We start from the raw sequence: 24,265 nt of genomic DNA on the forward strand, positions 1-24,265 counted from the left end.
TTAACTCCAGTAGAATTATTTTTATTACTGTTAATTAATGAGACACTTACTAAAGTATTAGGTTCCCTTTAATTTCTGTTTTTTGTAAAAACCATTACTTTTGGCATACAGTCAAATTAGATAGTCAAATTAAGAAAAAGCCTGCCAACATAGCTAGCAATAGGTAATAGTGTAATCAGCCTCTTACCAATTAGAGGATGTTTTAAAAGTTCTCTGATTGGTATCAAAAGCTTTAGATGCCTCTAAATCTCCCTTAAAAAGCAATACAGTTCAGTTAAGCCCAAAATCCTTAACTGAACTGTATTACCTTAAAAAGCGGGGACTTTCACCTGGTTCCCTGCTTAAAAAGCCTACCCTGTATACACAAGGTCGGGAAGCAGGCTAGGGGTTAAGTCTAAGTTAATTCGCCAATTTGAAAATATTCGCTGTCACTCCCAGACTTTCTTCAAAAAGGGACTCACGACCCCAGCGTTGCACCTGCTGACTGAGTAATGCTTCGGCTTTTTGTTCTGAAAGTGAAGTTACCTGTTGAAACAGACCGGCAGATTGGGCACCACCATGTGTTTCCATCCGCATACAACCACCAGTTTCCGAGCAGATAACTGTACCACAGTCTGCCTGGGGATTTGTCGAACTGAGGCGCAAGGCAATCAAGTCACCAATAATATCGCCCACATCCGCAACGGGAACCCCAGCTAACTCGGCTTCTACTTGTCGTTGATCTTGAGAAATAAAATGGATGCGAGTGATATCATAATCACCGCTTTCCTTTTGATAAGAAACTGGTTGCCATTCCAATCGACTTGCCAGCCAACCCAAAAACAGCAAAGCTTGGGCGGGATTGCCTTTTTCGTAATCAATCGTCACGCGGTCAATTTCTCTGAGGGCGGCACGACGCTTAGGCGAATCGTAGGCTTCAGCTGTCAATTCCTGCCATGATGCGAGGCGACGCCAGTTCAAATCCGCTAAAGGTACACCAGCTTCTACCAACTCTTCTAGGCGGAGTAAATCACTTTCTGGCTCGTTAAAGTTGCAAGAATCGACAATGACATTATTGCAGATTGCTGCTAGGCGCTTGAATAGACCATTGTTAGGGTCTGGTGTCGCTTTCCACCAGAGAAACTTTGGCAAACCGCCAATCAACAATGCTGGAATCATGCCACCGATGCGTTCTAAGGCAGCAGCAGTTCCACTCAGAGTAATGTATTCGCAGCAGATAAGTGTGCTTGACGATTGTTTTTGAATCGGGCAATAGGCAGAAACTTGAGCCTTAACTCCTTCATCTTCGCCAGTAATAGGAAATAGGGCAATGATCCGACAGGGGTTGCGGAGAGCGATTTCATCAGCAATTCTGGGGCTGCCGCTATTTAACCCAGCAATAGCATGTTCTCCTCCAGTCCCACTTCGCTGACCTTTAGCGAATTCTTCTCGTAATACAGTCAGAGTTTCTTGTGTTGCTGTTCCAGTTTCTGGCAGTTTATGTTTCTTTTGTACTTCCCGTAATGCTGCTGCCATTTGCGGCCCTAAAATCCCATCAATTGGGCCGTTGTAAAATCCTAAAGCAGCCAATAAATACTGAGTTTCTTCTGGTTCGTAGACTACTAAAGTAAATGTTGTTGCCCTAGTAGCACTGGGAAGTTCACCGTCCTCCCCAGTTATGCCATAGCTTTGCCAAATTTTATTGAGTTCGGCATCTATTTCGTTAAGCGAAATATCTTTTGGTGCCTGGAGTGAAAAAATTGTAGAAGTTTGGAGAGCCATAGGAAGTTTTAGATTTTGTCATTTGTCATTTGTCATACCCTGCGGGAAGGCGAAGCGCCTATGTCATTCGTCATTTGTCATTTGTCATTTGTTTTTACTAGTGACTAATGACTAAATGACTAATGACTAATATTTAGAGTCTGCGCCAGCGACGGCCATCCTGGTTAATTAAGAGTTCTGCTTGTTCTGGCTCCCAAGTGCCGGCTTCGTACTGGGGAATAGTAGTAGGATCGGCGGGTGCATCCCAAACGGAAAGGGCTGGTGTTACTACTTGCCAAGCTGCTTCTACTTCATCGGCGCGTGTGAACAATGTTTGATCGCCCATCATACAATCAAGGAATAAGCGATCGTAGGCATCGGATGTTGCTTGGATGCCAAAGGAACCATAACTAAAGTCCATATCAACGGAACGGGTGCGGAATTCTGCCCCCGGCATTTTGACATCAAAACGCAGGGAAATACCTTCATTTGGCTGAATCCGCATCGTCAAAATATTGGCGTTTGTCTGTTGGGCGGCAGATTGGAACATCCGAGATGGAACTTCGCGGAAGTGAATTGCAATCTCACTCACTTTTTTCGGCATCCGCTTTCCAGTCCGCAAGTAGAAAGGAACACCTTTCCAGCGCCAGTTATCCACCAAAAACTTCATTGCTACATAAGTGGGTGTGGTGGAGTTGGGGTCAACGCCTGGTTCTGTGCGATATCCTGGCACTGCTTGACCTTTCATCCAGCCAGCACTGTATTGCCCACGTACTGCTGACCGCGACAGATTGTGAACATCAGCTAAACGAGTAGCTTGGAGTACCTTCACTTTTTCTGTGCGGATGCTATCGGCATCCATTGCGTTGGGTGCTTCCATTGCCGTTAAGCAGTAAAGTTGCATGAGGTGATTTTGCAACATATCCCGCAGTGCGCCGGCGCTTTCATAGTACCCAGCCCGGTCTTCTACGCCTACGGTTTCTGCTACGGTAATTTGCACGTGGTCAACAAATTGACGATTCCACAAGGGTTCAAAAATCGCATTGGCAAAGCGAAACACCAGCAAATTCTGGACTGTTTCTTTACCCAAATAGTGGTCAATACGATATACTTGATGCTCTTTGCAATATTTTTGTACCACTTGGTTAAGGCTTTGGGCAGAAGCCAAGTCTCGACCAAAGGGTTTCTCAATTACTAGACGATGTTTGTAGGGATCTTCTAGCATCCCGCCGCTTCCTAGCTGCTTAATTGCTTCGGGAAAGAATGAGGGAGCAACGGATAGGTAGAACATGCGATTGCCTCGCGTGCCCCGTTTTTCGTCTAATTCACTCAGTAAGGTTTTTAGTTTCTGGTAGCTTTCAGGGTTGTCTATATCTCCAGGACTGTAGAACAGACCTTGAGAGAAGTCTTGCCAGAGTTCCCCTAAATCGACATCAGGATGTGCCTCTTCCATGCCCTTCTGCATTTGTTCGCGGAAGTATTCATGGCTCCATTCTCGACGTGCTACACCAACAATAGTAGTTTCTGGTGGTATACGCCGTTCTCGCCGCAATTTGTAAAGTGCTGGCACTAGTTTGCGCCAGGTGAGATCACCAGAAGCGCCAAAGATAACTATAATCTGGGGTTCAGGCATCCCTTGTTGTTGCAGACCAACGCGCAAGGGATTTTCTAGCAGACTAACCATAGGAATTTTGGATTTTGGATTTTGGGTTTTGGATTTTGGATTGGGGGAGAGGTAACAGGTGACAGGTGACAGGTGACAGGTGACAGGTGACAGGTGATAATCTGTACCCTGTAACCTGTACCCTATTCCCTTCTTCAATCCCCAGTCCCTACACTGGTGACAATACCTTGATCTTGTCTTCTAAAGAGTTCATCAAGGACTGGAAGGGCTGGATGAACTTGTCAATACCTTCAACTAACAGTTCATCCATTACGGTATCGAGATCGATGTTGATGTCGGGATCTTTGAGGTTTTCGATCAGCGTGTAAGCATTATTTACGTCTGTTTCTAAGCGATCGCTCACGTTACAATGATCGGCACAAGCTTTAATGGTCGCTGGTGGGACGGTGTTAACGGTATCAGGGCCTACCAACTCTTCGATATACATCACGTCGTTGTAGTTGGGATCTTTGGTGCTGGTACTAGCCCAAAGTAGCCGTTGTACTGTGGCCCCTTTTGCTACCAACTCTTGCCAACGCTCACTTCTAATGATTTTCTTGTATTCTTGGTAAGCTAGCTTGGCGTTTGCGATCGCTACTTTTCCTTTCACAGCTTTTAGCTTTGCTTCCACGGCAATATCATCAACGCCTTTTTTCAACTTAGCATCTATTTTGGCATCAATGTTGCTATCGATCCGGCTGAGGAAGAAGCTAGCGACTGAAGCAATTCTACTGATGTCTTTACCTTCAGCCAGCCGTTTTTCTAAGCCACGAATATAAGCCCAAGCTGTGTTTACGTAGCTTTCTACTGAAAACAACAGCGTAATATTGACATTCATCCCCTCGGCTATTACTTGCTCTACTGCTGGCAAACCAGGTTCTGTACCGGGAATTTTAATCATCAGATTTTCCCGACCGATTTCTTGGAAATATCGCCGAGCTTCGTTTATTGTGGCTTCCGTATCATGGGCGATGGTTGGCGGTACTTCGATACTCACATAACCATCTAGTCTATTCGAGGCTTCATAAACAGGGCGTAAAATATCACAAGCGTTACGGATATCTGCAAAAACGAGGGATTCGTAAATTTTGTCTATCGGTAAGTTGGCACGAACTCCGGCTTCTATATCGGCATCATAAATGACGTTACCTGCGATCGCTTTTTCAAAGATAGCTGGGTTAGAAGTAATCCCAGATATACCTTGATTTTCAATCATGTCTTTGAGTTCACCTGATTGAATAATGTCACGAGTCAAATTATCCATCCAGATACTTTGACCGTATTGCTTAATTTCTAGTAGATGATTGGTAGACATAGCTAGTTTATTTCACTCCTGTATAGTGAAGTTGGCAAAACGCATTGATACTTACTTTTGAATTGTGGCGTTGCCAATCACTTATCGCATCGGCCAGCTGAGATAATCCTTTCTTGATCTTCAAAAAGCGCTATTTTGCATTCCCAATCCTAAATCACCATGATTAACGTTTAATTAATGGCAGATGAGAGTACAGCACGGCGGAAATAAACACCCTTATAAAATGTCTAAAACCCTTACGTAACACTAATTACGAATTACGTTAGCGACGCAGGAGCGTCATTACGAGTTGTTTTCTAGTGTCCGTTTTGAATAAAAGACTCTACCTTTGCGACATCTTCTTTGCTGCCAATAATTAAAGGTGTGCGCTGATGCAGTTTTTTTGGCACTACATCCAAGATGTTTACCAATCCTGTCGTAGCACGACCGCCTGCTTGCTCAATCAAAAAGGCGAGAGGAGCGGTTTCATAAAGCAAGCGCAATTTCCCTTCTGGGTTTTGAATTGTGCCTGGGTAGAGGAACACACCGCCTTGAACCAGAATTCTGTGGATGTCGCTCACCATTGCGCCACTATAACGAGCGCTGTAGCCTTCTGTGCGATGAACGTACCGGATATATTCTCGAATCGATTCTTCCCACTGCCAGAAGTTACCCTCATTCACGCTGTAAACGGAACCGTGATTAGGAATCCGAATATTCTCTTCTGTGAGAATAAATTCTCCTAAGCTGGGATCGAGAACAAAGGAATGAACGCCAGTACCTATAGTATAAACCAGCATCGTGCATGGCCCATACAGGATGTATCCGGCAGCGAGTTGCTTCCGGCCGTTGGTGAGGAGATCGGTTGCCTTACCATCGCTATCAGTTCCTTCTTGTTGGCGAATGGCAAAAATGGAACCCAAGCTGAGATTATTATCAGTGTTGGATGAGCCATCAATTGGGTCATATAACAGGGTATAGCGACCAATGGGGCAATTTTCGGGGATGTAGTAGGGATTTTCCATTTCCTCAGAAGCGAGGCGACAGACTAAGCCGCTTTGCTTAAACACTGAGATAAATACATCATTGGCGTAGACATCCATCTTTTTGACGGATTCTCCTTGGACATTAACTTCCCCGGTAAAACCGAGAACGCCTTCCATTAAACCAGCGCGACTCATGCGGCGAGCAACCAGTTTACCTGCTAAGGCGATGCGATTCATCAGCGCACTTAAATCTTGGGCATCTGGCGAAAAACTCTGAAGTTGCTGGAGAACGTGACGCGATAAGGTTGTACAATCACGATCTAAAGCTCTATCTGTAATTTCATTGATAGACGATTCTAAGGATTCTGGCGTTTTAGCCATTTTTATGTTCTCCGCAGCCACTAGCTGTTAATTGGGTTTTAGTCGTGTATGGCAACTTATGGTTGCTGCTTCTATCTTAGAAAGGTAATTTGAGAACTTAGATGCGACTTTAGATAAACTAAAGAAATGAGTTTTCAGTGACTCCTGCACTCAGAGCTTGGATACGTAGTAAGTAGTCTAAAATACAACCAAAACTTTATCAGTAGCTTTGTTGAGGATTTGGGCTAGCGATGCCTAAGCTTATCATTCTAAAAAGTTCCGATTTTAATTGGAGTTGCAACTAAAGAGAGATTTTGACTTTATCAAAATGGCACTGTACAAGCTAGGGACTTTGATAATTCAAGTCAATCCCTGCCACATCGTAAAGCCGCACTACCAATTAAGAGCCACCCTGTTGTTGTAGCGATGAGCGACATTTAGCTATTGAATTGTCAAAGTCTCATTTAGTTTAAGCAGCCATTGATAACATGGCTCATCAATTGGAGCAATGTCTCTACGTTGCTGCGCTAAAGATTCTGTGTAAGCTATGAGCCAAGTAGAAGCAAGTTCTTGCTCGGTTGCAGCCTCATCCACCAATGTACGAGCAAACTGTAGCTCTACCCATTCTTTAAAAGTAACTATTTCAAGGGATATCCCAAATATTTCTTCAATTTCATTACATCGAGGCATCAGTTCATCAATTCGTTCAGCTTCAAGACTTGTAACAAAACCAGCCTTTCTAACGGCGGGATGTACTTCCAGTTTTTCTGATAGTTCCTCAATCTCATCTCGCAAGTATGACTTACCATACTTGGCATCCCAAGCTTCCACAATTTGCCTATCCTCTAAAAGTTCAATATCACCAATGTTGCCATGCTTCTTATTAGCTGAACGCATTTGTGAGAGTGGTTTTAGTAAACTGTCGGGAAAAACTTGGTGTTCTTGCATAGCCTGCATTAAGCTATGCATAGCTATCTCCATTAAACGAGCCGCATAATCAGATTGATTAATCTGACGAAGTATGAGACTTATTGAAATGCCTTTATCAACAACTGTTGCTCCCAAAAATAAGGTCAGATTCTCAATAGTTTGTAAAGCTAATCTTCTAAAGTTATCTGCTTGATTGAGTAGTTGCGAAAGAAGATAGCGCAGTGCTACTTCAGAAACTACTTCGTCTTTCTCAATTGCCTCAACAAGACTTACCCACTCAGAGCGTGCGCCTCTCATGTTCGCTTTATATACAAATGAATACGGGTAATTTTCTGCTAAACTGCGTGTCATCATGAAACCATCCGCATTCAATCTTAGTAGTTCATATTTTCGTAACACAGGTGTAATGTATTGCTTATCAAGAGAACGCATAGAGATACCATCACACCAAGAAAAGTCTCTTATAGCCGTACTCCCTTTGTGTAGCCTAATACTCTGCTCTGGCTCAATTGCCTTAACGCATAACTGTAGAATTGATAAACCCACCAATGCTCTACCAACTTCGCTGGTCACTGACTGTACAAGTCTATCTAAAAGATATTTATGCGCTTGGTTCAAGGTCAAGAAATCAAGGTTAGATGAATAATCTCTGCAAAATAAAATCTGTTTTTCCAAGTAACCTGTAGATAGTTCTACGGCTATTTTCTTGTAGCGTATTTTTGCAGCTTGACTCATTCCTCCTTCTTGAAAGTATTGAATTGTTCCATCAGGTAAAACTAACTCACTTCTGTTTATATAGACTCTCAGATGTAGCTCATTCATAATCTGTTTATAGATTTTTCCGAAGTTGCACGCTCTTAGGGTTTAGTGTAGGAAAGGCATAAGGAATCAAATACTCACCTTTGGAAATTTGTGGATTTGTGTTGTGATTTCTAACTTCGTAGCCCATAGCCCGTAGAGACTGAAGATAGGAGAAGACATCTTCTGCTTTCACACCCCATAGTTCTGCAAGCTCTGTAGCTGAAAGTTGAGCAGCAGTACCAATACACCTCGTTACACATTGGATTACACGCCAAAGTGGTTTAACTTTCAACTGAGGATGAAAAGTTATTATTCCACTAATTCGGGCAGTGTATTGATAATATCCAGATAACTGAACTAAATCCGCTTTTCCTGTAGCTTCAGTTAACTTTTCTTCAAAAGCTTTCCAAAGAGATGTATATAACTGTGTATCAAGAGCTTTAGCACAAAGCTTAACTGAACACGTTCCCAGAACCCATTCATCATGACCGTAAGACGGATTAATATCTATCACGAATTGATCTTCTTCGCAATTATCATTGATCCCTGCTGTGAACAGCCAGCATGAATCATTCAAATCGTAGGATATATAAATTTTTACACCTTTATAAGTTTCTTCTGTTGTCCAAGAAAAATCAGCAGATAAAAATCTGATCATTTTTCCTTTGTCTTTATATTTAAAACGAGGGATAGATAAAAAATTTCCTGTTTTATGCAAATCTATAATTGCAGATTTAGCTTTTTGAGAATAAATTTCGGTCAACTTTCTTTTACGCTGGCGAAAACCTAGTTTTTTATTTTCAGGTAAGTAAGTTATAGGAAAAGGTAATTTAAATTTAATTACTTGTTCTAGAATACTAAGAGCCAATATCCGGCCAAGTTGAGGAGGCACTGAATTTCCAATTTGTTCAATAGAAACTTGCCTATTTCCAATAAGTTCATATTCATCAGGAATAGTCTGTAATCTCTTTAGCTCTGCAATAGAAAACTTACGATTTTCCCAACTGAAAGGCCCGGTGTATTGTCCTCCTTTTGCTTTAATTGTTCGTACTGGGTTTTTTGGATCTGCTTTGTACAGAAAATCTGAGAACTTTGATCTCCAGCTAAATATTGGGTTAGGATAACCCATCTCTTTTGTATAAAAACTATAGTTAAGTCCAGGTGGAATATGTTCGAGTAGGTGTCCAAAACGTCCGCCTATACCTGTTTCCATTTCTGAAATATCAGCGCCTTCTACAGCTTCCCTTGCTGAATAATAAGAATTTTGATTCAGAGAATCTGGGCCATGAGTAGGATAAGGAAATAAATATTCGCCTTCTTTTAATCCAATAATAAATAAACGTTCTCGATGTTGGGGTACTCCATAATCAGCGGCATCAAGAATACGAAAATAAATATTATAGCCAACCTCTCTAAAAGCTTTTTGAATTTCTTGCCAAGCTTTTCCTCCATTGGCACCAGTTATTCCGTATACATTTTCAAATAAGAATCCTTTCGGCTTAAGTATATTGAGAATACGAACATATTCTTGAAATAGTGTACCTCTAGCATCAGTTGTTCCAGATACTCCAGCAGCTCTACGTCCGGCAGCAGAAAAAGTTTGACAAGGGGGACCGCCAATAATAAAGTCTATTGTCAAATGAGATTCAGGTAAATAATCTCTAATATCAATGCAGACAGCTTCAGACCCTTCTAGCCATTTCTCTGGTAAAGAATTCCTTTGTAAAGTCTGAACATATTTAGCTTCAAGCTCTACCATTTGAATGATTTCAAAGCCAGCATCATGAAATGCAATGTCTAATCCACCACCACCAGAAAATAAGCTGAGTGTTTTAATAGGAGTAAGCCCCTGTTGCATTAGCCATTGGCGGAGAGATTTACCAAAATTGTCAGTCCATGCTGGTTCTTGGCTGACTCTAAGAATGGCCAAAATATCTTGGAACCAAGTTGTATTAATTGGCTCGGAGCTAGACAAATCAAAAGAAAGAGACAACTGTCGCATTGCGTAACCTAAATATAACGCTTGTCGGTTGTGTAAAATACACTTTGCTTAAAAGAAAGGGACTAGCGGATTAAAGATTAGAGTAGTGTATTCCATCCAGTCTGAAAACCGCTATATATAATAAAATCCCCTCTTACCACACTTACCTCAAAGGGGAGGGCTGTAGGTTGAGAGGGGATAACTAAGAGCTGATTCGTAAAGAAAATCTTAAGGATACCCAAATCGTTACCAGGTCTGAGTTTCAGCGAATAAGTACTTGATTGGCTCAAATTCCTGAAACCCTTACAAGACTAGTACTTTACTTGAGTTTACAAATTAGCTCTAAGAGTAATTACTAGTTCTCTGAAGTTTCCTGAGAGAACTTTTTATGGATGGTTTTGGTGGATTCTCCATCAGCCGCTACTGTTATGAGATAGTCCATTAAACCATCTGAAAATGGAAGACGCAGGTGGAAAGTACCATCGGGTTTGATTTTGATGGGATGTCCAGCAATGTTTACGCTTGTATTTGGTTGGGTTGCTCCGTGAATAATTAACTCAGCATCTGCTACAAACCAGAAATCTTCGTGGGAACGACTGAAAACGCGAACATTAGGTGAACGGGCGATGAGTAACCAACGATTGCTATTAGCTATATAACCAATTTCAACCATATAGTCGCGATCGCTCACGGGAATCGCCACAAAGCGATCGCGAGCTACTTCTTCACATTCATACTGCTGTACAAGCTGGGGACTTTGATAACTCAAGTCAATCCCAGTTACATCGTAAAGGCGCACTACCAATTGAGAACCGCCCTGTTGTAGCAGCGCTTTGTTCTGAGTCTGGGAAATGTGCCAAGAGACATAAGCCCATTTGGGAGTGCGGGGTGTGAGCAGTATGTTGCTTTCTTCTTCACTGCTCTTTTCTTCAACGTCTACCAAGTTAATAGCTGTTTCGCTTGGTAAGACTCCATTTTCAACGGTGGAATCTGTAGCAACAGGACTGAAAACACGAGCGATCGCAGAACGGGCAATAAATAACCAGCAATCGCCATCAGCGACATAGCCAATTTCAGCTATGTAATCGCGATCGCTGATGGGAATTTCCACAAAGCGATCGTTTGCAGTCTCGTCACATTCATACTGCTGGACAAACTGAGGATGTTGATAACTCAAGTCAATCCCAGTTGCATCATATAACCGCACTACCAATTTAGAGCCGCCCTGTTGTCGCAGTTCTGCTTTTTTGGTTTCGGATATCTCCCAAGAGACATCAGCCCATTGGGAAGTGCGAGGTGTAAGGACAAGACTGCTCTCTTCTTCAACATCTACCAAGTGAATATCTGTTTGATCCGCAATCGCCACATCATCAACAATGGGATCTGGATGCACAGAACTGGAGAAATGAACAACTGCTGAACGGGCAATGAATAACCAGCGTTCGCCATCAGCGAGATAACCAATTTCAGCTATATAATCGCGATCGCTGGCGGGAACATCCGCCAGTCCGTCGTTTACTGTCTCTTCAGATTCATACTGCTTGACAAGCTGAGGACTTTGATGGCTCAAGTCAATCCCAGTCACATCATAGAGCCGCACTATAAATTGAGAGCCGCCCTGTTGACGGAGTGCTGCTTTCTTGGTTTCGGAAACTTTCCAAGAGACATGAGCCGATGTAGAAGTATGTGGTGTGAGGACAATACTGCTTTCTTCATCTGCATCTACCAAACCAATAGTTGTTTCGGCTATGTTCGCCACATGATCAACTATGGGATCTGGATTCACAGGACTGAAGACACGAAGAATTGCGGAACGGGCGATCAATAACCAGTACTCGCCATAAGCGATATAACCAATTTCAGCGATATAATCGCGATCACTGGCGGGAATCTCTACTAAGCGATCGTGTGCTGTCTCTGCACATTCATACTGGTGGACAAGCTGGGGAGTTTGATAACTCAAGTCAATGCCAGTCACATCATACAGCCGCACTACCAATTGAGAGCCGCCTTGTTGCCACAGTTCTGCTTTCTTGGTTTCAGAAATCTCCCAAGAGACATTAGCTGATGTCGAAGTATGCGGTGTTAGCACAATACTGCTCTTATCTTCTGCATCTCCCAAGTGGATATCTGTTTCGGCTGCAATTGGCACATTGTCAATCGTAGTATCAGTTTCTCCTTGAGTATCCGATCCCAGATTAATCGCCCAGGCTCCAATTCCTGCGCCTGCTGCTAAAGCTGCAACGTCTGCAAAATCTATGGAGTTATTCTCAGCAGCACCTTCGCTAACAGTTGGCTCTGTTTGAGATTTTTCGTCTACCACCTCGATAGAAGGTTCGGCTGCATCTGCTACCACATTGAATACATCTACATCTGGCAATTCTGGCAAATTGAGCAGTGGAGATGGTGGTAACGGTGAAGGTTCCACTTCGTCAGAGTCTGGTAAGGGGAATTCATCTGTATCTTCAGTTGAGGTGATACTCTGTAGCCAGTTCAATTCTGCTTGAAGTTCCTCATCTATCTCATCTTCAGAAATTTCTGTGTCCCAATATTCCAAACCAGATGTTACTTCTGGCACATCTGGTAATTCTGGCAGTGGGGCTGTTACCTCAGATGAAGGCAGTTCTACATCAGAAGATATTTCTTCGGGAAGATTTCCCAAGTGAGGATATGGAGTGTTTACTACAGCTGCTGGGGCTTCTATATCCCATGCAACCTCATCAGAATCGGGTGTATTTGTCTCAGTATAATTATTTAGCTCGACCGTCTCATCGATGGCGTTTGTTTCTGTTTCTTTGTTGTTAAAGGCAGACCAGGTAGCCGCCCCGATGCCCGTTGCTAAAGCCGCACCACCAGTTAAAGCTGCGGCTCCCGCTCCATTAGTTAGAGTAGAGGTTGTGCCTTCATAGAGGTTAGAAGTGCCATTAGTTGCCTCTTGGACTAAATTGGATGTCCCGTGAGTACCATTTTCAGCCAGTTCAGATTGGGTTTGAGCATAGATATTGAAAGGAGTGCGATCGGGGGTTTCTTGCTCTTGGAATTGTGAAACTGCCTGTTCTTCAAGCATCGCTCCGTTAATGGAGGCAGCTGTGCTGGCATTAAGTACTGCTGTTTCTCCATCTTCTGGATCGGGTGGATGAGGATTTGATTCTGGTAGGTTGTCTGTTTTCTCATCGGATGATGGGTTTTTTCCGAGAGTCCACCAGGCCAACGCTGCAATTACACTAACAAGAAACAAAGGTAGCAGTACCCAAAACGGTACTTCTTTGTTGACAATTGGGCTTTTTTGTGTAGTAGCAGGAGCGACAAAAGGCTGTTCGGCAAATGCAGAAGCAGTAGCACTAGGGGAAGCTGTCGCAGCAGGTGTCGTCTGGGCAATGGGAGAAGGCGTGACAATAGGTTGTGATACGTTGGTTGCGATCGCAGTTGCTTCAGCTGTTCTTGCTTGTTCTATAGCTTGCTGTCCTGCGGGTGCAAGGGTAAAGCCAAGAAAATCTACTACGCTTAAGCTGGGATTTTTTTTGTAAACGTAAACTAAAGGTTGCGAGAAGGGATATTTTGCATCATCTGGTAAGGCTTGATGTAATTGCAGAACTCGCACATTTTGCAGCTTCGACACCTGATTAGCTAACACATAGCTGATGCCATCTTTACCCAGTTGTTTGATGATTTCTGCGGTATTATCCTCAGTTAGTTGGGTAGCACTAGACCCTGTAGCAAATTCAGCAGTCTTGAAGGCTGGATAAGTGCGAAAAGTATTGCGAGTCTCACTTGTGTTCGGGTGGTCGATTAACCGAATTTTCCCTGGAGGCGCTCCTAATTGTGACCAATTTGTAATTTGTCCCCGAAAAATCCGAGCAAATTGTTTACTAGTCAAGCTTCCTTTGAAAGGATTATCTGCGCTGACCACGATCGCAATCTTCTCACGGCGCAAGCGGACTTGCTCTAGTCCTTGAGCTTTTTCTGCTGGTGTCAACCCCCGTCCCATTGCTACGATGTCGATTTTGCCATCTAGCAAATCTTTCAGTGCTGTATCAGTGCCATTAGCGGCAACTTCAACCTTAGTACCCGAAAACTGTTTTTCAAAATTCTCTTTCAGACCTTGATTGATTGCACCCAAACTATTTGAACCATCAATCCGAATTGTTGTTCCATTCTGCACTGTTTGCGGCAGTGTAAAAGAAGGAGACTCAGTTTTAGATTGCGCCAGTATGGGTTCTGATACCAGCAAACCTGCTGCCATAGGAGTTGTAGCTAAAGCAACCCATAGTATCAGCTTGATTATCGAAGTATCTTTTTTTTCTTGTTGCCACATAAGCCCCTTAATTAAAGTAAAAAATAGAAAGCCTACCAGTCTTAACCCACAATCTTGTTAAAGATTATGGAGGAGACGCGCTAATTATACATCTGAGTTCTCTTTAGTTCTAAGTTCCTTCAGCGCACTTATATTGATTTATACTTGGACTGAGATTGTATAGCATGATAATTTATACTCTAATTACCAGAGTCTGTTTACTATAAAATGTTCTAATTTATATTGCAACTTATACCAAGTTGGTAGCTTATGGCCACAATTATGAATTATTGAATTACTAAAACTGGTAAAGTGTAGCAAATTCAATATTATTTAACAATATTATTTTCAGTCATGCTGAGTACTGTGTATCCTAATGTCTTCATGGAGTACTTATTGTTCAGTTTTCAGAAGAATCTACTATAGGACTCCTATTTTATTTTGGAACAAGACTCAGTACGGATGTATCCCTCTTTTCTTCCCAATTCCCAATTCCTATATATTTTTGAGATAACAATGACAATCTGGCTTATCAATGAGTGACTCCACCAAAGCATTTAAAGCTGTTGCAGCTAAAGCGCCACCTCCCAAAGTTCCTGCAACTGTAATAAAAGGTATCCCTTGTTGCATCAGTTGTCGCTTGGCTGCGGGAGCATGACTAAAGCCAATGGGCATTCCAATTACTAATGCTGGCTGAATATTTTGATTGCTAATCGCGTCACAAATTTCTACAAGGACTGAGGGAGCATAACCAACTACCAACACACAACCGTGATTTACTTGCAGCAATTTTGATCGCCATTCTTGATGTTGCCAAAAAGCTGCTTCTGCTTCTGTAGCGGTGGTAATGTGGGGATTATCAATTAAGGTTTCAGTGCGACATCCCAAGTGAAGTAATCGGGTTTGATCTAAAGCAGCAGCAACCGTTTGAGTATCGACAACAATTTGACAGCTTGAAGATAAGGCTTCTCGACTAGCTGCGATCGCATCTCGGCTCAATTTCACAAAGGATACTAAACTGACATCGCCACAAGCCAAAACCAACTGAGAAATTAAGTGTTGTTCAATTTCCGAACGGTGGGATAAATCTGGTAGTAAGCGTTGTAGCGATTCGGAAAAAGCTTCTGAATGGGTATGAATTTCGGCATCCAAGCCACTCCAGAGATTTTCCAATCCCCCCAATCCAGCTTGAGTTTCGACATCGAGTAACTTAAGTTGTGCCAAAACTTCCGCCTGCATAATTTGACAATGGCGATCGCGCCCCAATAATCCTTCTAATGCTGATGCAGTTTGCCGCAATTGAGAAATTTGTTGCATCACCGCGCGATATTGCTGCTGAAGTTGTCCCATGAGGTTAACAGTTGTGTCAGCTTCTGGTTCCACCTCCAAAATATTGCGGATATGGTTTAGCTGGAACCCTTGCTGCTTGAGTGCAACAATCCGTTGCAACCGCAGGACATCTTTTTTGGTGTAGAGACGGTAATTGCTGTGCGATCGTACTGGTTGCGGTAGCAGTCCCAATTGATGGTAATGGCGCACCATACGCGGAGTTAAACCGCCGCCTACTGCATCGGTAAGTTCTTTAATAGTTAAGCAACCAGCGTTCATAAATTTACTCCAACAACGGCAAAATTCTTTGTAACTCTTCACAAGCCGCCTGAAGAGATGGCGGTGCATTTTCATCTAAATTCCCTTAATAACACTGGATTTACAAATAGATAAACATTTAACTCTGCGTACCTACCCTGCGGGAAGGCGAAACGCCTATGCGCTTCCCTCAGCGCCCCTCTGCGTTTCAAAATCATTATAAACCTTGACATTAACATTAATGTCAAGGTTTAGCCTGAGAGAGTCCCTGTTAATTCACCTCTCATGCTCTACCCCCAACGTTTCAGCCAATTCACCAAAGAACACACAGATACCTTAGCAGCCCTTTTGTGTGGCTTACTGCTATTTCTCGGATGGTTCGCCTTACATCTCGGTTGGTTGGGATTAGCGTTTCTACTCCTACCTGCTGCTTACGTTATTGGTGGTTACGAAAGTGCGCGGGAAGGATTGACTACCCTTTTCAAAGACAAAGAACTCGATGTAGATTTGCTGATGATTGTCGCCGCCATTGGTGCTGCTAGCCTCGGTTTATGGCGACGAGAATATCATCTAATTATTGATGGGGCAATTTTGATTCTGATCTTTGCCATCAGTGGCGCATTAGAAGGCTATGCAATGGCGCGAACTGAGCGGAGTATCCGCAGTTTGATGAGCCTGACACCAGATACAGCAAGAGTTTTGCTTCAGGGAAGAGAAGAAAAAATTCCTATCAGTCAGTTAAAAGTGGGTGATGAGATTGTTGTCAAACCCGGAGAGCTAATTCCTACTGATGGGATAATTTTATCTGGTTACAGCACCCTCAATCAAGCTGCAATTACAGGCGAGTCTCTACCTGTAGAGAAAACAGTTGGTGCAGAAGTATTTGCCGGCACACTCAACGGCTATGGTGCATTGCAGATTAAGGTACACAAACCAGCCCAAAGCAGCTTGATTCAGCGTGTGATTCGCTTGGTAGAACAAGCGCAGACAGAAGCACCACCTTCGCAAGAGTTTATCGATCGCTTTGAGAAAGGATATGCCAAAGTCATTGTAGTAGCCGGGATATTATTGGCAACTTTACCACCATTTCTTTGGGGTTGGGACTGGGAAACAACGATTTATCGGGCGCTTACTTTCTTAGTGGTGGCTTCTCCCTGTGCGCTGATGGCTGCAATTATGCCCACGCTGCTTTCAGGGATTGCCAATGGTGCAAGACAGGGGATTTTGTTTAAAAATGGGGCGCAGTTGGAGAAGATTGGCAAAGTCCGAGCGATCGCATTTGATAAAACTGGTACTCTGACAACAGGACAGTTGCAGGTATCCCAAGTAATTGCAATTAGTGAATACACTCCATCAGATGTATTAAAAGCCGCAGCTAGCGTGGAATCCTATTCAGAACATCCCATCGGTAAGGCAATTGTGCAAGCGGCTGGAGATTTGGATTTGGTTGGTGCAATCCAAGTACAAGCCATACCTGGACAGGGAATTGTGGGAATCGCTCAAGAACAACAGATAATTGCAGGGAATGCTGTTTTTGTGCAGCAGTATGTGACAAATTTACCTGAAGAGTTGCGAGAAATGGCTCAATCTTTGGAGCAAGAAGGTAAAACTGTGGTTTGGGTAGCACAAGGAAATATAGCAGAGGTGATGGGTGTAATTGCGATCGCAGATGAAGTAAGATTGCAAGCAGCCGCAACCATTTCCCGCTTAAAGCAACTGGGAATTGAGCAAATTGTCATGTTAACTGGAGATAATGAAGAAACTGCTCAAAGTGTCGCCAAAGCTGTAGGAATCGATCGGGTATATGCTCAACTTCTACCAGAAGATAAGCTAGATGTTATCCGCCTTTTACAGCAAAAGTATCAAACAGTGGCAATGGTAGGCGATGGAATTAATGATGCACCAGCTTTAGCCCAAGCATCTGTAGGTATAGCGATGGGAATATCTGGTAGTGATGTGGCATTGGAAACCGCAGATATAGTGCTGATGGCAGACAAGTTAGAAAAAATTGCCGTAGCGATTCATTTGGGAAGGCGATCGCAATCCATAGTCAAACAGAATATATTCGTAGCGTTGAGTTTTATTGTGTTGCTTTTGGTGGGCAACTTTCTAGGAAGTATTAACTTACCTATTGGTGTGATTGGACATGAAGGTTCTACAGTATTAGTTACCCTCAGTGGTCTAAGATTGCTGAAATAAAGCACTCTTCTCTAACTGTCTAATCCGCTCCATTTGCAAGATGTTCCACTCATCTTCAGAAAAAGGTGTGCTAAACCAGGCATCTAATATTTCTTTTGCGATCGCTTCTGTAGTGGCACGTAAACTTAATACTAGGACATTCGCATGATTCCAAATACGTGCCCCGCGTGCAGTTTCAGCATCATGGCACAAAGCTGCACGTATCCCTAAAACTTTGTTGGCGGCTATAGATGCACCAGTACCAGTCCAACAAAAGACAATCCCCTCATCTGCTTTTTGGGTTGCTACAGCCAAAGCAACTTTACTACAACTGAGGGGCCAATCAACTTCTAAATCATTCTCAGCTAAGGAACCAAAGACTATAACTTCATGCCCACGCTGCTTAAGTTCTTCTAGTATCCTATCAGTAAGGTTGGTGCGTTCATCACTGCCAATAGCGATTTTCATGCATTCCCCCTTAAAATTAGTTTTCCCCATCTCCTCATACTACGATGTTTATAGGAGACAGGGAACAGGGAAAAATTAATTACAAATTAGGAATTACGAATTAATTCTCACCTTTTGTTAAATATGCAGGAGTTTTACCATCCAATGAAACTGCATCTGTTTGCAGTTCTTGATGCCGATTTGGTTTAATAAAGCGCTCTGTTGTCGTCTTAATCACGATATACAAAATCGGTACTACAAACAAACTCAATAAAGTCGCAATTAACATCCCACCAAAAACTGCTGTTCCCAAAGATTGACGACTTCCCGCACCGGCACCTGTGGCAACAGCTAACGGGAAAATCCCTAATAATGTAGAAAAAGCAGTCATTAAAATTGGGCGTAACCGCTCTTGTGAAGCCTCAATTACTGCTTTAGTAATCGAAAGTCCTTGCTCTCGTAATTGATTAGCAAATTCCACAATCAAAATTGCGTTCTTACTAGCTAAACCGATCAACATTACTAGACCAATTTGACAGTAAACATCATTTGCAAAACCCCGCATTGATTGAGCTATCAGCGCTCCAAAGATAGCTAAAGGAACTGATAACAGAATGATAAAGGGGTCAACGTAGTTTTCGTATTGAGCGGCTAGTACCAAAAATACAAAGATTATTCCTAATCCAAAGATTATGGGTGCTAAACCACCAGAATCTATTTCTTCTAATGCAGTCCCTGACCATTCATAACCATAGCCGGCTGGTAAAACTTCTTTAGCAACTTTTTCCATTGCTTTAATTGCGTCTCCCGAACTAGAGCCAGGAGCGGCGGAACCATTAATTTCAATCGAGCGGAACAGATTATAGTGATTTATCGTTTGCGCTCCCACAGTCTGAGTAACTGTAACTAAGTTACTCAAAGGAACCATTTGATTCTTTTGAGAACGAACGTATAGTTTGCCAATATCTTTTGGATTGGAACGAAACTGTTGATCTGCCTGGATATACACCCGATAATTACGCTGCTGGAGATTAAAATCATTTACATATTGCGATCCCAAAGCAGTTTGTAAAGTACTGAAAACATCATCTATGGAAACTTGCAATGATTTGGCTTTATTGCGGTCTACTTCTACAAGCAATTGTGGTGTATCTGCTGCAAAGGTGCTAAATACAGCTTGTAATCCTGGTGTTTGATTAGCTTGACCGAGCAACTTACCCATTGACTGGACTAGATTTTCTAAACCACTGTTACCTCTGCGGTCTTGCAGTTGAAAGACAAAGCCGCCAAAGTTACCTAAACCCTGAATTGGTGGCGGGTTCACAGGAAAAACCCTGGCTTCTGGGATTGACAATAACTTCCCTTGCAATTTACCAATAATCGCCTGTACTGATTGATCGGGTCTTGAACGCTCATCCCAAGGTTTTAAAGTGGTAAATATAATGCCGCTATTGGCGGTGCTGCCACTAAAACCAAATCCTCCCACGGCGAAAGTACCTAGCACTTCTGGAAGTGGCAGAATTTCTTTTTCTACTTGTGCCATGACATCGCTGGTATATTGCAGCGAAACAGCTTGAGGCCCTTGGATGATGGTGATGAAATAGCCTTCGTCTTCATCGGGTAGAAAGGCTGTCGGTACTGTGGTGTACAGCCAAGCAGTCATTCCCAAAGAAACGATAAACAGTCCAATGACGATGCTTTTGAATCGTACCATCCAGGTAAGCGATCGCTCATAACTTGACCTTACCCATTCCAGGAACCGATTAATCAGGTCAAAAAACCAGCCAATCCACCTTGGTACTTGTTGTTCTTGACGTAGCAGCACCCCACACAAAGAAGGTGTTAGAGTCAAAGCTAGAAATGTCGAAATCGCAATAGAAAAGGCGATCGTCAGCGCAAATTGCCGATAAAGTGCGCCTGTAGTTCCCGGAAAAAACGCCACTGGCACAAACACCGCCATCAATACTAGTGAAGTGGCAATAACCGCGCCAAACAGTTCCCTCATTGATTCACTTGCGGCTCGACGAGGACTTACGCCTTTATCCTGAATAAAACGGCTAATTTGCTCCACCACAACGATCGCATCGTCTACCACCATCCCCGATGCTAAAGTCAGACCAAATAAAGTCAAACTATTGATAGAAAAGTTAAAAATTTTGACAAAGGCAAACGTTCCAATTAGTGCTAGAGGAATAGTCAGTGCTGGAATTAAAGTGGTTCGCCAATCCTGCAAGAACACAAAAATTACAATCACAACCAGCACTACCGCTTCAATCAGAGTCTTGATGACTTCTGACATCGACTCTTCTACAAACGATGTTGTGTCAAAAGCTACCTGATATTTCATGCCTGGTGGAAAACTCGGAGCCAATCGCGCCATTTCATCTTTGACTCCTTTCGCTACATCCAAGGCATTACTGCCAGGAACCTGATAAATCCCTAAACCTACAGCATCATTGCCCCGGAACCGCAAAAATGTGTTGTAATTTTCTGCACCCAGTTCGGCTTTACCGACATCTTTGAGCTTGACTAATGTGCCATCCTCTTCAGTTTTGAGGACAATTTCTTCAAATTCTGATGGTTCTGCTAATCGGCTAGCAGCACGCACATCAAGTTGATATCTTTGCCCTTCAGGAGCCGGTTCTTGTCCAATTCTCCCTGCACCAACTTGCAAGTTTTGTTCAGATAAAGCATTCGCTACATCCTTGGTCGTTAGTCCCCGACTCGCAAGACGACCCGGATCTAGCCACAGGCGCATTGCATAGCGACGTTCACCAAAAATTTGAGCGTTGCTTACGCCTTTGACTCTTTTTAAAGCATCTGCTAAGTAAAGGTCGGCATAATTGCTTAAAAATATATTGTCGTACTCTTTATTTTCAGCGAATAAACCAATCGCCAAGAGGATGTTGCTAGATTCTTTTGATACTCGCACTCCCGTGCGCTGCACAGAGTCTGGTAATTGTGGTTGGGCAACAGAAACACGATTTTGCACATCCACAGCTGCAATATCTTTATCCCGCGATGAATCAAAGGTGGCTGTAATAGTACTAGTACCATCGTTACTACTGCTAGAAGTCAGATATCTTAGTCCCTCAACCCCGTTGATTTGCCTTTCTAAGATATTTGTCACTCCGCTTTCTACGACTTCTGCACTAGCTCCGCTATAGTTGGAAGTTACAGTGATTTGGGTGGGACTAATTTCTGGGAATCTTGCGATCGGTAGTGTGGGAATACTGATTAATCCTATTAATAGGATAACGATCGCACATACCGATGCAAAGATTGGTCGCTTAATAAAGAAGTCAACAAACATAGTTTAAAAAATTGGGCTTTGGGTATTTGGCATTAGGTATTGGGGCATTGGGCATGGGGCATGGAGAAGAGATAAAGGAGACAAGGAAGAGGGTGGAGACAAGGGAGAGACTTGTTCAATAATTCCCCCTTGTCTCTCTTGTCCCCTTGTCCCCCCTGTCCCCCCTGCTCCCCTGCTCCCCTGCTCCCTCCCTATGGCTTCTGACTACCCACTTCTTGCGGTGCGGGACTGATGGGAGCGCCATTAGTTAGGTTGAGAATACCGGAAACAACAATTTTGTCTCCAGCTTTTAGTCCTTCGATAACTTGATAATTATTCCCCTCAATAACTCCCAATTTCACAGGTTTTTGTTGAGCAACTAAAGATGGCGCTCCAGCTTTCTTTTCTGCTGGTGCTTCAGCTTTTTTTTCTGCTGACGCTTCAGTGTTTTTTTCTGTTGGCGCTTCAGCTACAAATACAAATGTCTCCCCACCCAGGCGAGATACTGCTGTAACTGGAATTAAAATTCCTGGACGTTCGTTCCAGATCACTTTGGTTTGCACTGATTGGCGATTTACCAGTTGACTTCTAGAATTACCAAAGTTAGCTTTCACCAAAATTGTCTGTGAATCGGAACTAGCATCTGGAGAAATGAAACTTATCTTACCCCTTGCTGCGGGTTCGCCTTGAGCGTTCAGCATTTGCACTGGTAATCCCAAGCGCAGTTTTTTGGCTTCTTCTAGGGGAACAGAAATGTTCAGTTCTAAAGAGTCATTTCTAGTAAGTGTAGTGAGCTGGTCTGCTTTTTCTACATAATCTCCCACTTTTGTGGGAATATCGCCAACAGTACCAGTAAAAGGTGCCAGAACTTTTGTGTATTGCAGTTGAACTTGGGCTGCTTGGACTTGCGCTGCTGCTTGCGTTACTTGCGATCGCGCTTGGGCAATTTCTTCTGGGCGGGAACCATTTTCTAGTTGCCTTAAGTTTTGTTTCTGTTGTTCCAAAGCTCCAGCTAGCTCATTGATACTAGATGTTCTGCTTTGGCGGAGTTGAGCTAGGCGTTTCTGGGCTACAACCAGCGCAGCTTCAGCACTTTGCTGTTCTTTGACATATCCTTCTAAGGTATCTTCAGAAACTGCGCCCTCTTTTCTCAATTGTGCGTATCGCTTGGCTCGTGACTGTGCTAGTTCTACATCTGATTTAGCTGACTGAATTTGAGCCTCAGCTTGAGCAATTTCTTGTGGTTGCGACCCCGATTGAGCATCTCGCAAGCGAGCTTGGGCTTGGGTTAACTGCGCTCTAGCTTGGGCAACTTCTTCTTGTCGCGTACCTGCTTTGAGTTCAGCAAGACGTGCTTGAGCTTGTGCTAGTGCAGCTTTTGCTTGTAATAATTGCGCTTGCACACTATCACTTTCTAGGCTAATAATAACTTGCCCTTGTTGAACACGGCTGCCCTCTTTGGTATAAATTTGGGTAACTCGTCCTTCAACCTGTGGCTTGATAATTACCGAACGTGGAGCCTCTAAGGAGCCAATAAACTCCGAACTTTCTTGCACAGTTTCAGGTTGCACAGTCGCTAGCTTGACTGGAATTGCCATCGGTTGACCAGCAGCTGGCCCACCTGCTGGTGGATTGCTAGCACTACTAGTTTGCCACCAGCGCCAACCAAAACCAATGCCTCCAATTAAGAGGATAATTCCCAAAATTAGAGGCCAACGACGCTTTTGAGGTGGTTTAGGTGATCGCTCTGGCAGTGGTTGTGGCTCTTGACTAGAATCAGTAACAGCAGGCTGTTCTATTTCAACTGGAAGCGGAGAATCAGGGAACTCAGAATGGGACATCTTCGGTTTCTCGTCTTGTGGATTTAGACTTGGGCAATCTACTCTTGACTAAAAAAGCATTATCTAAATAGTTTTTTAGCCCTTTGTTTTGATGTTGATAACTAACAAATATGTATTTGGGTATTTGGGCGATCGCTCACGATGTCTAGTACCTAAAACAAACAAATATGCTTCATCACATTATGGTTATTTTGTACATTACTTAACTCCCATCATTTTTTTAAAGTGTAATTTATAAAACTTTTTTGGTCAGTATAAAACCATCACTTTCCGTCATAGAGAAAATACGGTTTATGTTGTTGCAAGGGAATCAATACAATCTTCTGCCTCCTGCAATGGCAAACTGCCTGATACCGTGTACAAATAAATTTAAAGAAGTTTCGATGTAGTATTCATATCTATAATCTAGTGTGGTAGGGATATCGCTAAAAACGCAGAATACCGTGAAACAACATACCCGTGGAACTATCTACAGATGCTTTTAAATCTATATCTGAAGATACTGCACCCTTATCTTGACTTTTTTGCAAGTACATAACCACCTAGCTCTTCGCACAGCGATTAACGATTTGTTTGCTTTGTATAAAATCAGACATGACGCTGGAATTCTGCCATAAGCGTTTGCAAGCGCTTGCTTGCATTATAACCACATAGGAAACTAGATTTGTATAAGTTTAAAGATGAGTTTATCCCTCTTGAGTCGTATTGAATACTGATCTTAGGGAAGAAAAATGTACGGTGCAATGTATGGAGCGATGCCTTGTCTGCGATACGCTGCGCGTAGCTTGCTTCTGAGTAGGAGTACGCCAACGGCGAGCGATGCCTAAGCTGATTAATTCAGCTCTATTCATCAAAGTTGCAAGTTTCATTG

At 43.0% G+C, this 24,265-nt stretch carries 12 protein-coding genes; 1 reads left to right on the top strand and 11 read right to left on the bottom strand.

Annotated elements, in window-relative coordinates; all coding sequences use genetic code 11:
- Positions 1 to 399 precede the first annotated feature (399 nt).
- The 8 genes from opcA to FD724_RS23735 all read right to left on the bottom strand — a co-directional run bounded on the left by opcA (position 400) and on the right by FD724_RS23735 (position 15,657).
- The gene (opcA, locus tag FD724_RS23690) at positions 400 to 1,761 is read right to left on the bottom strand and encodes a glucose-6-phosphate dehydrogenase assembly protein OpcA (protein WP_179074309.1); all 1,362 of its coding nucleotides are present in this window, start codon (positions 1,759 to 1,761) and stop codon (positions 400 to 402) included.
- Between the two features lie 133 nt (positions 1,762 to 1,894).
- Positions 1,895 to 3,424: a glucose-6-phosphate dehydrogenase gene (gene zwf, locus FD724_RS23695; protein WP_012410371.1), complete on the bottom strand. Its 1,530-nt coding sequence runs from the start codon at positions 3,422 to 3,424 to the stop codon at positions 1,895 to 1,897.
- Between the two features lie 148 nt (positions 3,425 to 3,572).
- Positions 3,573 to 4,718 carry a transaldolase gene (gene tal / locus FD724_RS23700; protein WP_179074310.1) on the bottom strand — a complete coding sequence of 382 codons (1,146 nt, stop codon included), beginning with the start codon at positions 4,716 to 4,718 and terminating at the stop codon, positions 3,573 to 3,575.
- A gap of 296 nt (positions 4,719 to 5,014) precedes the next feature.
- Positions 5,015 to 6,064, bottom strand: coding sequence for a class 1 fructose-bisphosphatase (fbp, locus tag FD724_RS23705; protein WP_179074311.1), 1,050 nt, complete (start codon positions 6,062 to 6,064; stop codon positions 5,015 to 5,017).
- A gap of 420 nt (positions 6,065 to 6,484) precedes the next feature.
- A complete protein-coding gene (locus FD724_RS23710; protein WP_179074312.1) occupies positions 6,485 to 7,795 on the bottom strand; it encodes a hypothetical protein in 1,311 nt (436 codons plus the stop codon).
- A gap of 7 nt (positions 7,796 to 7,802) precedes the next feature.
- A complete protein-coding gene (locus tag FD724_RS23715) occupies positions 7,803 to 9,776 on the bottom strand; it encodes a DNA cytosine methyltransferase (protein ID WP_179074313.1) in 1,974 nt (657 codons plus the stop codon).
- A gap of 334 nt (positions 9,777 to 10,110) precedes the next feature.
- Positions 10,111 to 14,070, bottom strand: coding sequence for a DUF4912 domain-containing protein (locus FD724_RS41040; RefSeq protein ID WP_256874343.1), 3,960 nt, complete (start codon positions 14,068 to 14,070; stop codon positions 10,111 to 10,113).
- Between the two features lie 474 nt (positions 14,071 to 14,544).
- Entirely contained in the window at positions 14,545 to 15,657 is a 1,113-nt protein-coding gene (locus FD724_RS23735; RefSeq protein ID WP_179074314.1) for a precorrin-8X methylmutase, read from the bottom strand.
- A 264-nt stretch (positions 15,658 to 15,921) separates the two neighbouring features.
- Here FD724_RS23735 and FD724_RS23740 point away from each other — a divergent pair, with 264 nt between their 5' ends.
- Complete coding sequence (locus FD724_RS23740; protein ID WP_179074315.1) at positions 15,922 to 17,835, top strand: heavy metal translocating P-type ATPase; 1,914 nt, start codon at positions 15,922 to 15,924, stop codon at positions 17,833 to 17,835.
- On the opposite strand, the gene FD724_RS23745 is transcribed toward FD724_RS23740, so the two are convergent.
- The 3 genes from FD724_RS23745 to FD724_RS23755 all read right to left on the bottom strand — a co-directional run bounded on the left by FD724_RS23745 (position 17,818) and on the right by FD724_RS23755 (position 23,394).
- Complete coding sequence (locus FD724_RS23745) at positions 17,818 to 18,282, bottom strand: RpiB/LacA/LacB family sugar-phosphate isomerase (RefSeq protein WP_012410362.1); 465 nt, start codon at positions 18,280 to 18,282, stop codon at positions 17,818 to 17,820. The genes FD724_RS23740 and FD724_RS23745 overlap by 18 nt on opposite strands.
- Positions 18,283 to 18,382: 100 nt before the next feature.
- Positions 18,383 to 21,574, bottom strand: a complete 3,192-nt coding sequence (locus tag FD724_RS23750) for an efflux RND transporter permease subunit (RefSeq protein WP_179074316.1) — start codon at positions 21,572 to 21,574, stop codon at positions 18,383 to 18,385.
- A gap of 191 nt (positions 21,575 to 21,765) precedes the next feature.
- Positions 21,766 to 23,394 carry an efflux RND transporter periplasmic adaptor subunit gene (locus FD724_RS23755; protein ID WP_179074317.1) on the bottom strand — a complete coding sequence of 543 codons (1,629 nt, stop codon included), beginning with the start codon at positions 23,392 to 23,394 and terminating at the stop codon, positions 21,766 to 21,768.
- Positions 23,395 to 24,265: the final 871 nt, after the last annotated feature.

It is taken from the genome of Nostoc sp. C057 (genome assembly GCF_013393925.1).
GTDB classification, from domain to species: Bacteria; Cyanobacteriota; Cyanobacteriia; order Cyanobacteriales; family Nostocaceae; genus Nostoc; species Nostoc muscorum_A.

Excerpts from the sequence above, each read along its gene's own strand:
- FD724_RS23735 (WP_179074314.1), bottom strand. The coding sequence starts at position 15,657 with ATGAACGCTGGTTGCTTAACTATTAAAGAACTTACCGATGCAGTAGGC.
- opcA (WP_179074309.1), bottom strand. The coding sequence starts at position 1,761 with ATGGCTCTCCAAACTTCTACAATTTTTTCACTCCAGGCACCAAAAGAT.
- FD724_RS23715 (WP_179074313.1), bottom strand. The coding sequence starts at position 9,776 with ATGCGACAGTTGTCTCTTTCTTTTGATTTGTCTAGCTCCGAGCCAATT.
- FD724_RS23755 (WP_179074317.1), bottom strand. The coding sequence starts at position 23,394 with ATGTCCCATTCTGAGTTCCCTGATTCTCCGCTTCCAGTTGAAATAGAA.
- FD724_RS23740 (WP_179074315.1), top strand. The coding sequence starts at position 15,922 with ATGCTCTACCCCCAACGTTTCAGCCAATTCACCAAAGAACACACAGAT.
- tal (WP_179074310.1), bottom strand. The coding sequence starts at position 4,718 with ATGTCTACCAATCATCTACTAGAAATTAAGCAATACGGTCAAAGTATC.
- FD724_RS23745 (WP_012410362.1), bottom strand. The coding sequence starts at position 18,282 with ATGAAAATCGCTATTGGCAGTGATGAACGCACCAACCTTACTGATAGG.
- FD724_RS23710 (WP_179074312.1), bottom strand. The coding sequence starts at position 7,795 with ATGAATGAGCTACATCTGAGAGTCTATATAAACAGAAGTGAGTTAGTT.
- zwf (WP_012410371.1), bottom strand. The coding sequence starts at position 3,424 with ATGGTTAGTCTGCTAGAAAATCCCTTGCGCGTTGGTCTGCAACAACAA.
- fbp (WP_179074311.1), bottom strand. The coding sequence starts at position 6,064 with ATGGCTAAAACGCCAGAATCCTTAGAATCGTCTATCAATGAAATTACA.
- FD724_RS41040 (WP_256874343.1), bottom strand. The coding sequence starts at position 14,070 with ATGTGGCAACAAGAAAAAAAAGATACTTCGATAATCAAGCTGATACTA.
- FD724_RS23750 (WP_179074316.1), bottom strand. The coding sequence starts at position 21,574 with ATGTTTGTTGACTTCTTTATTAAGCGACCAATCTTTGCATCGGTATGT.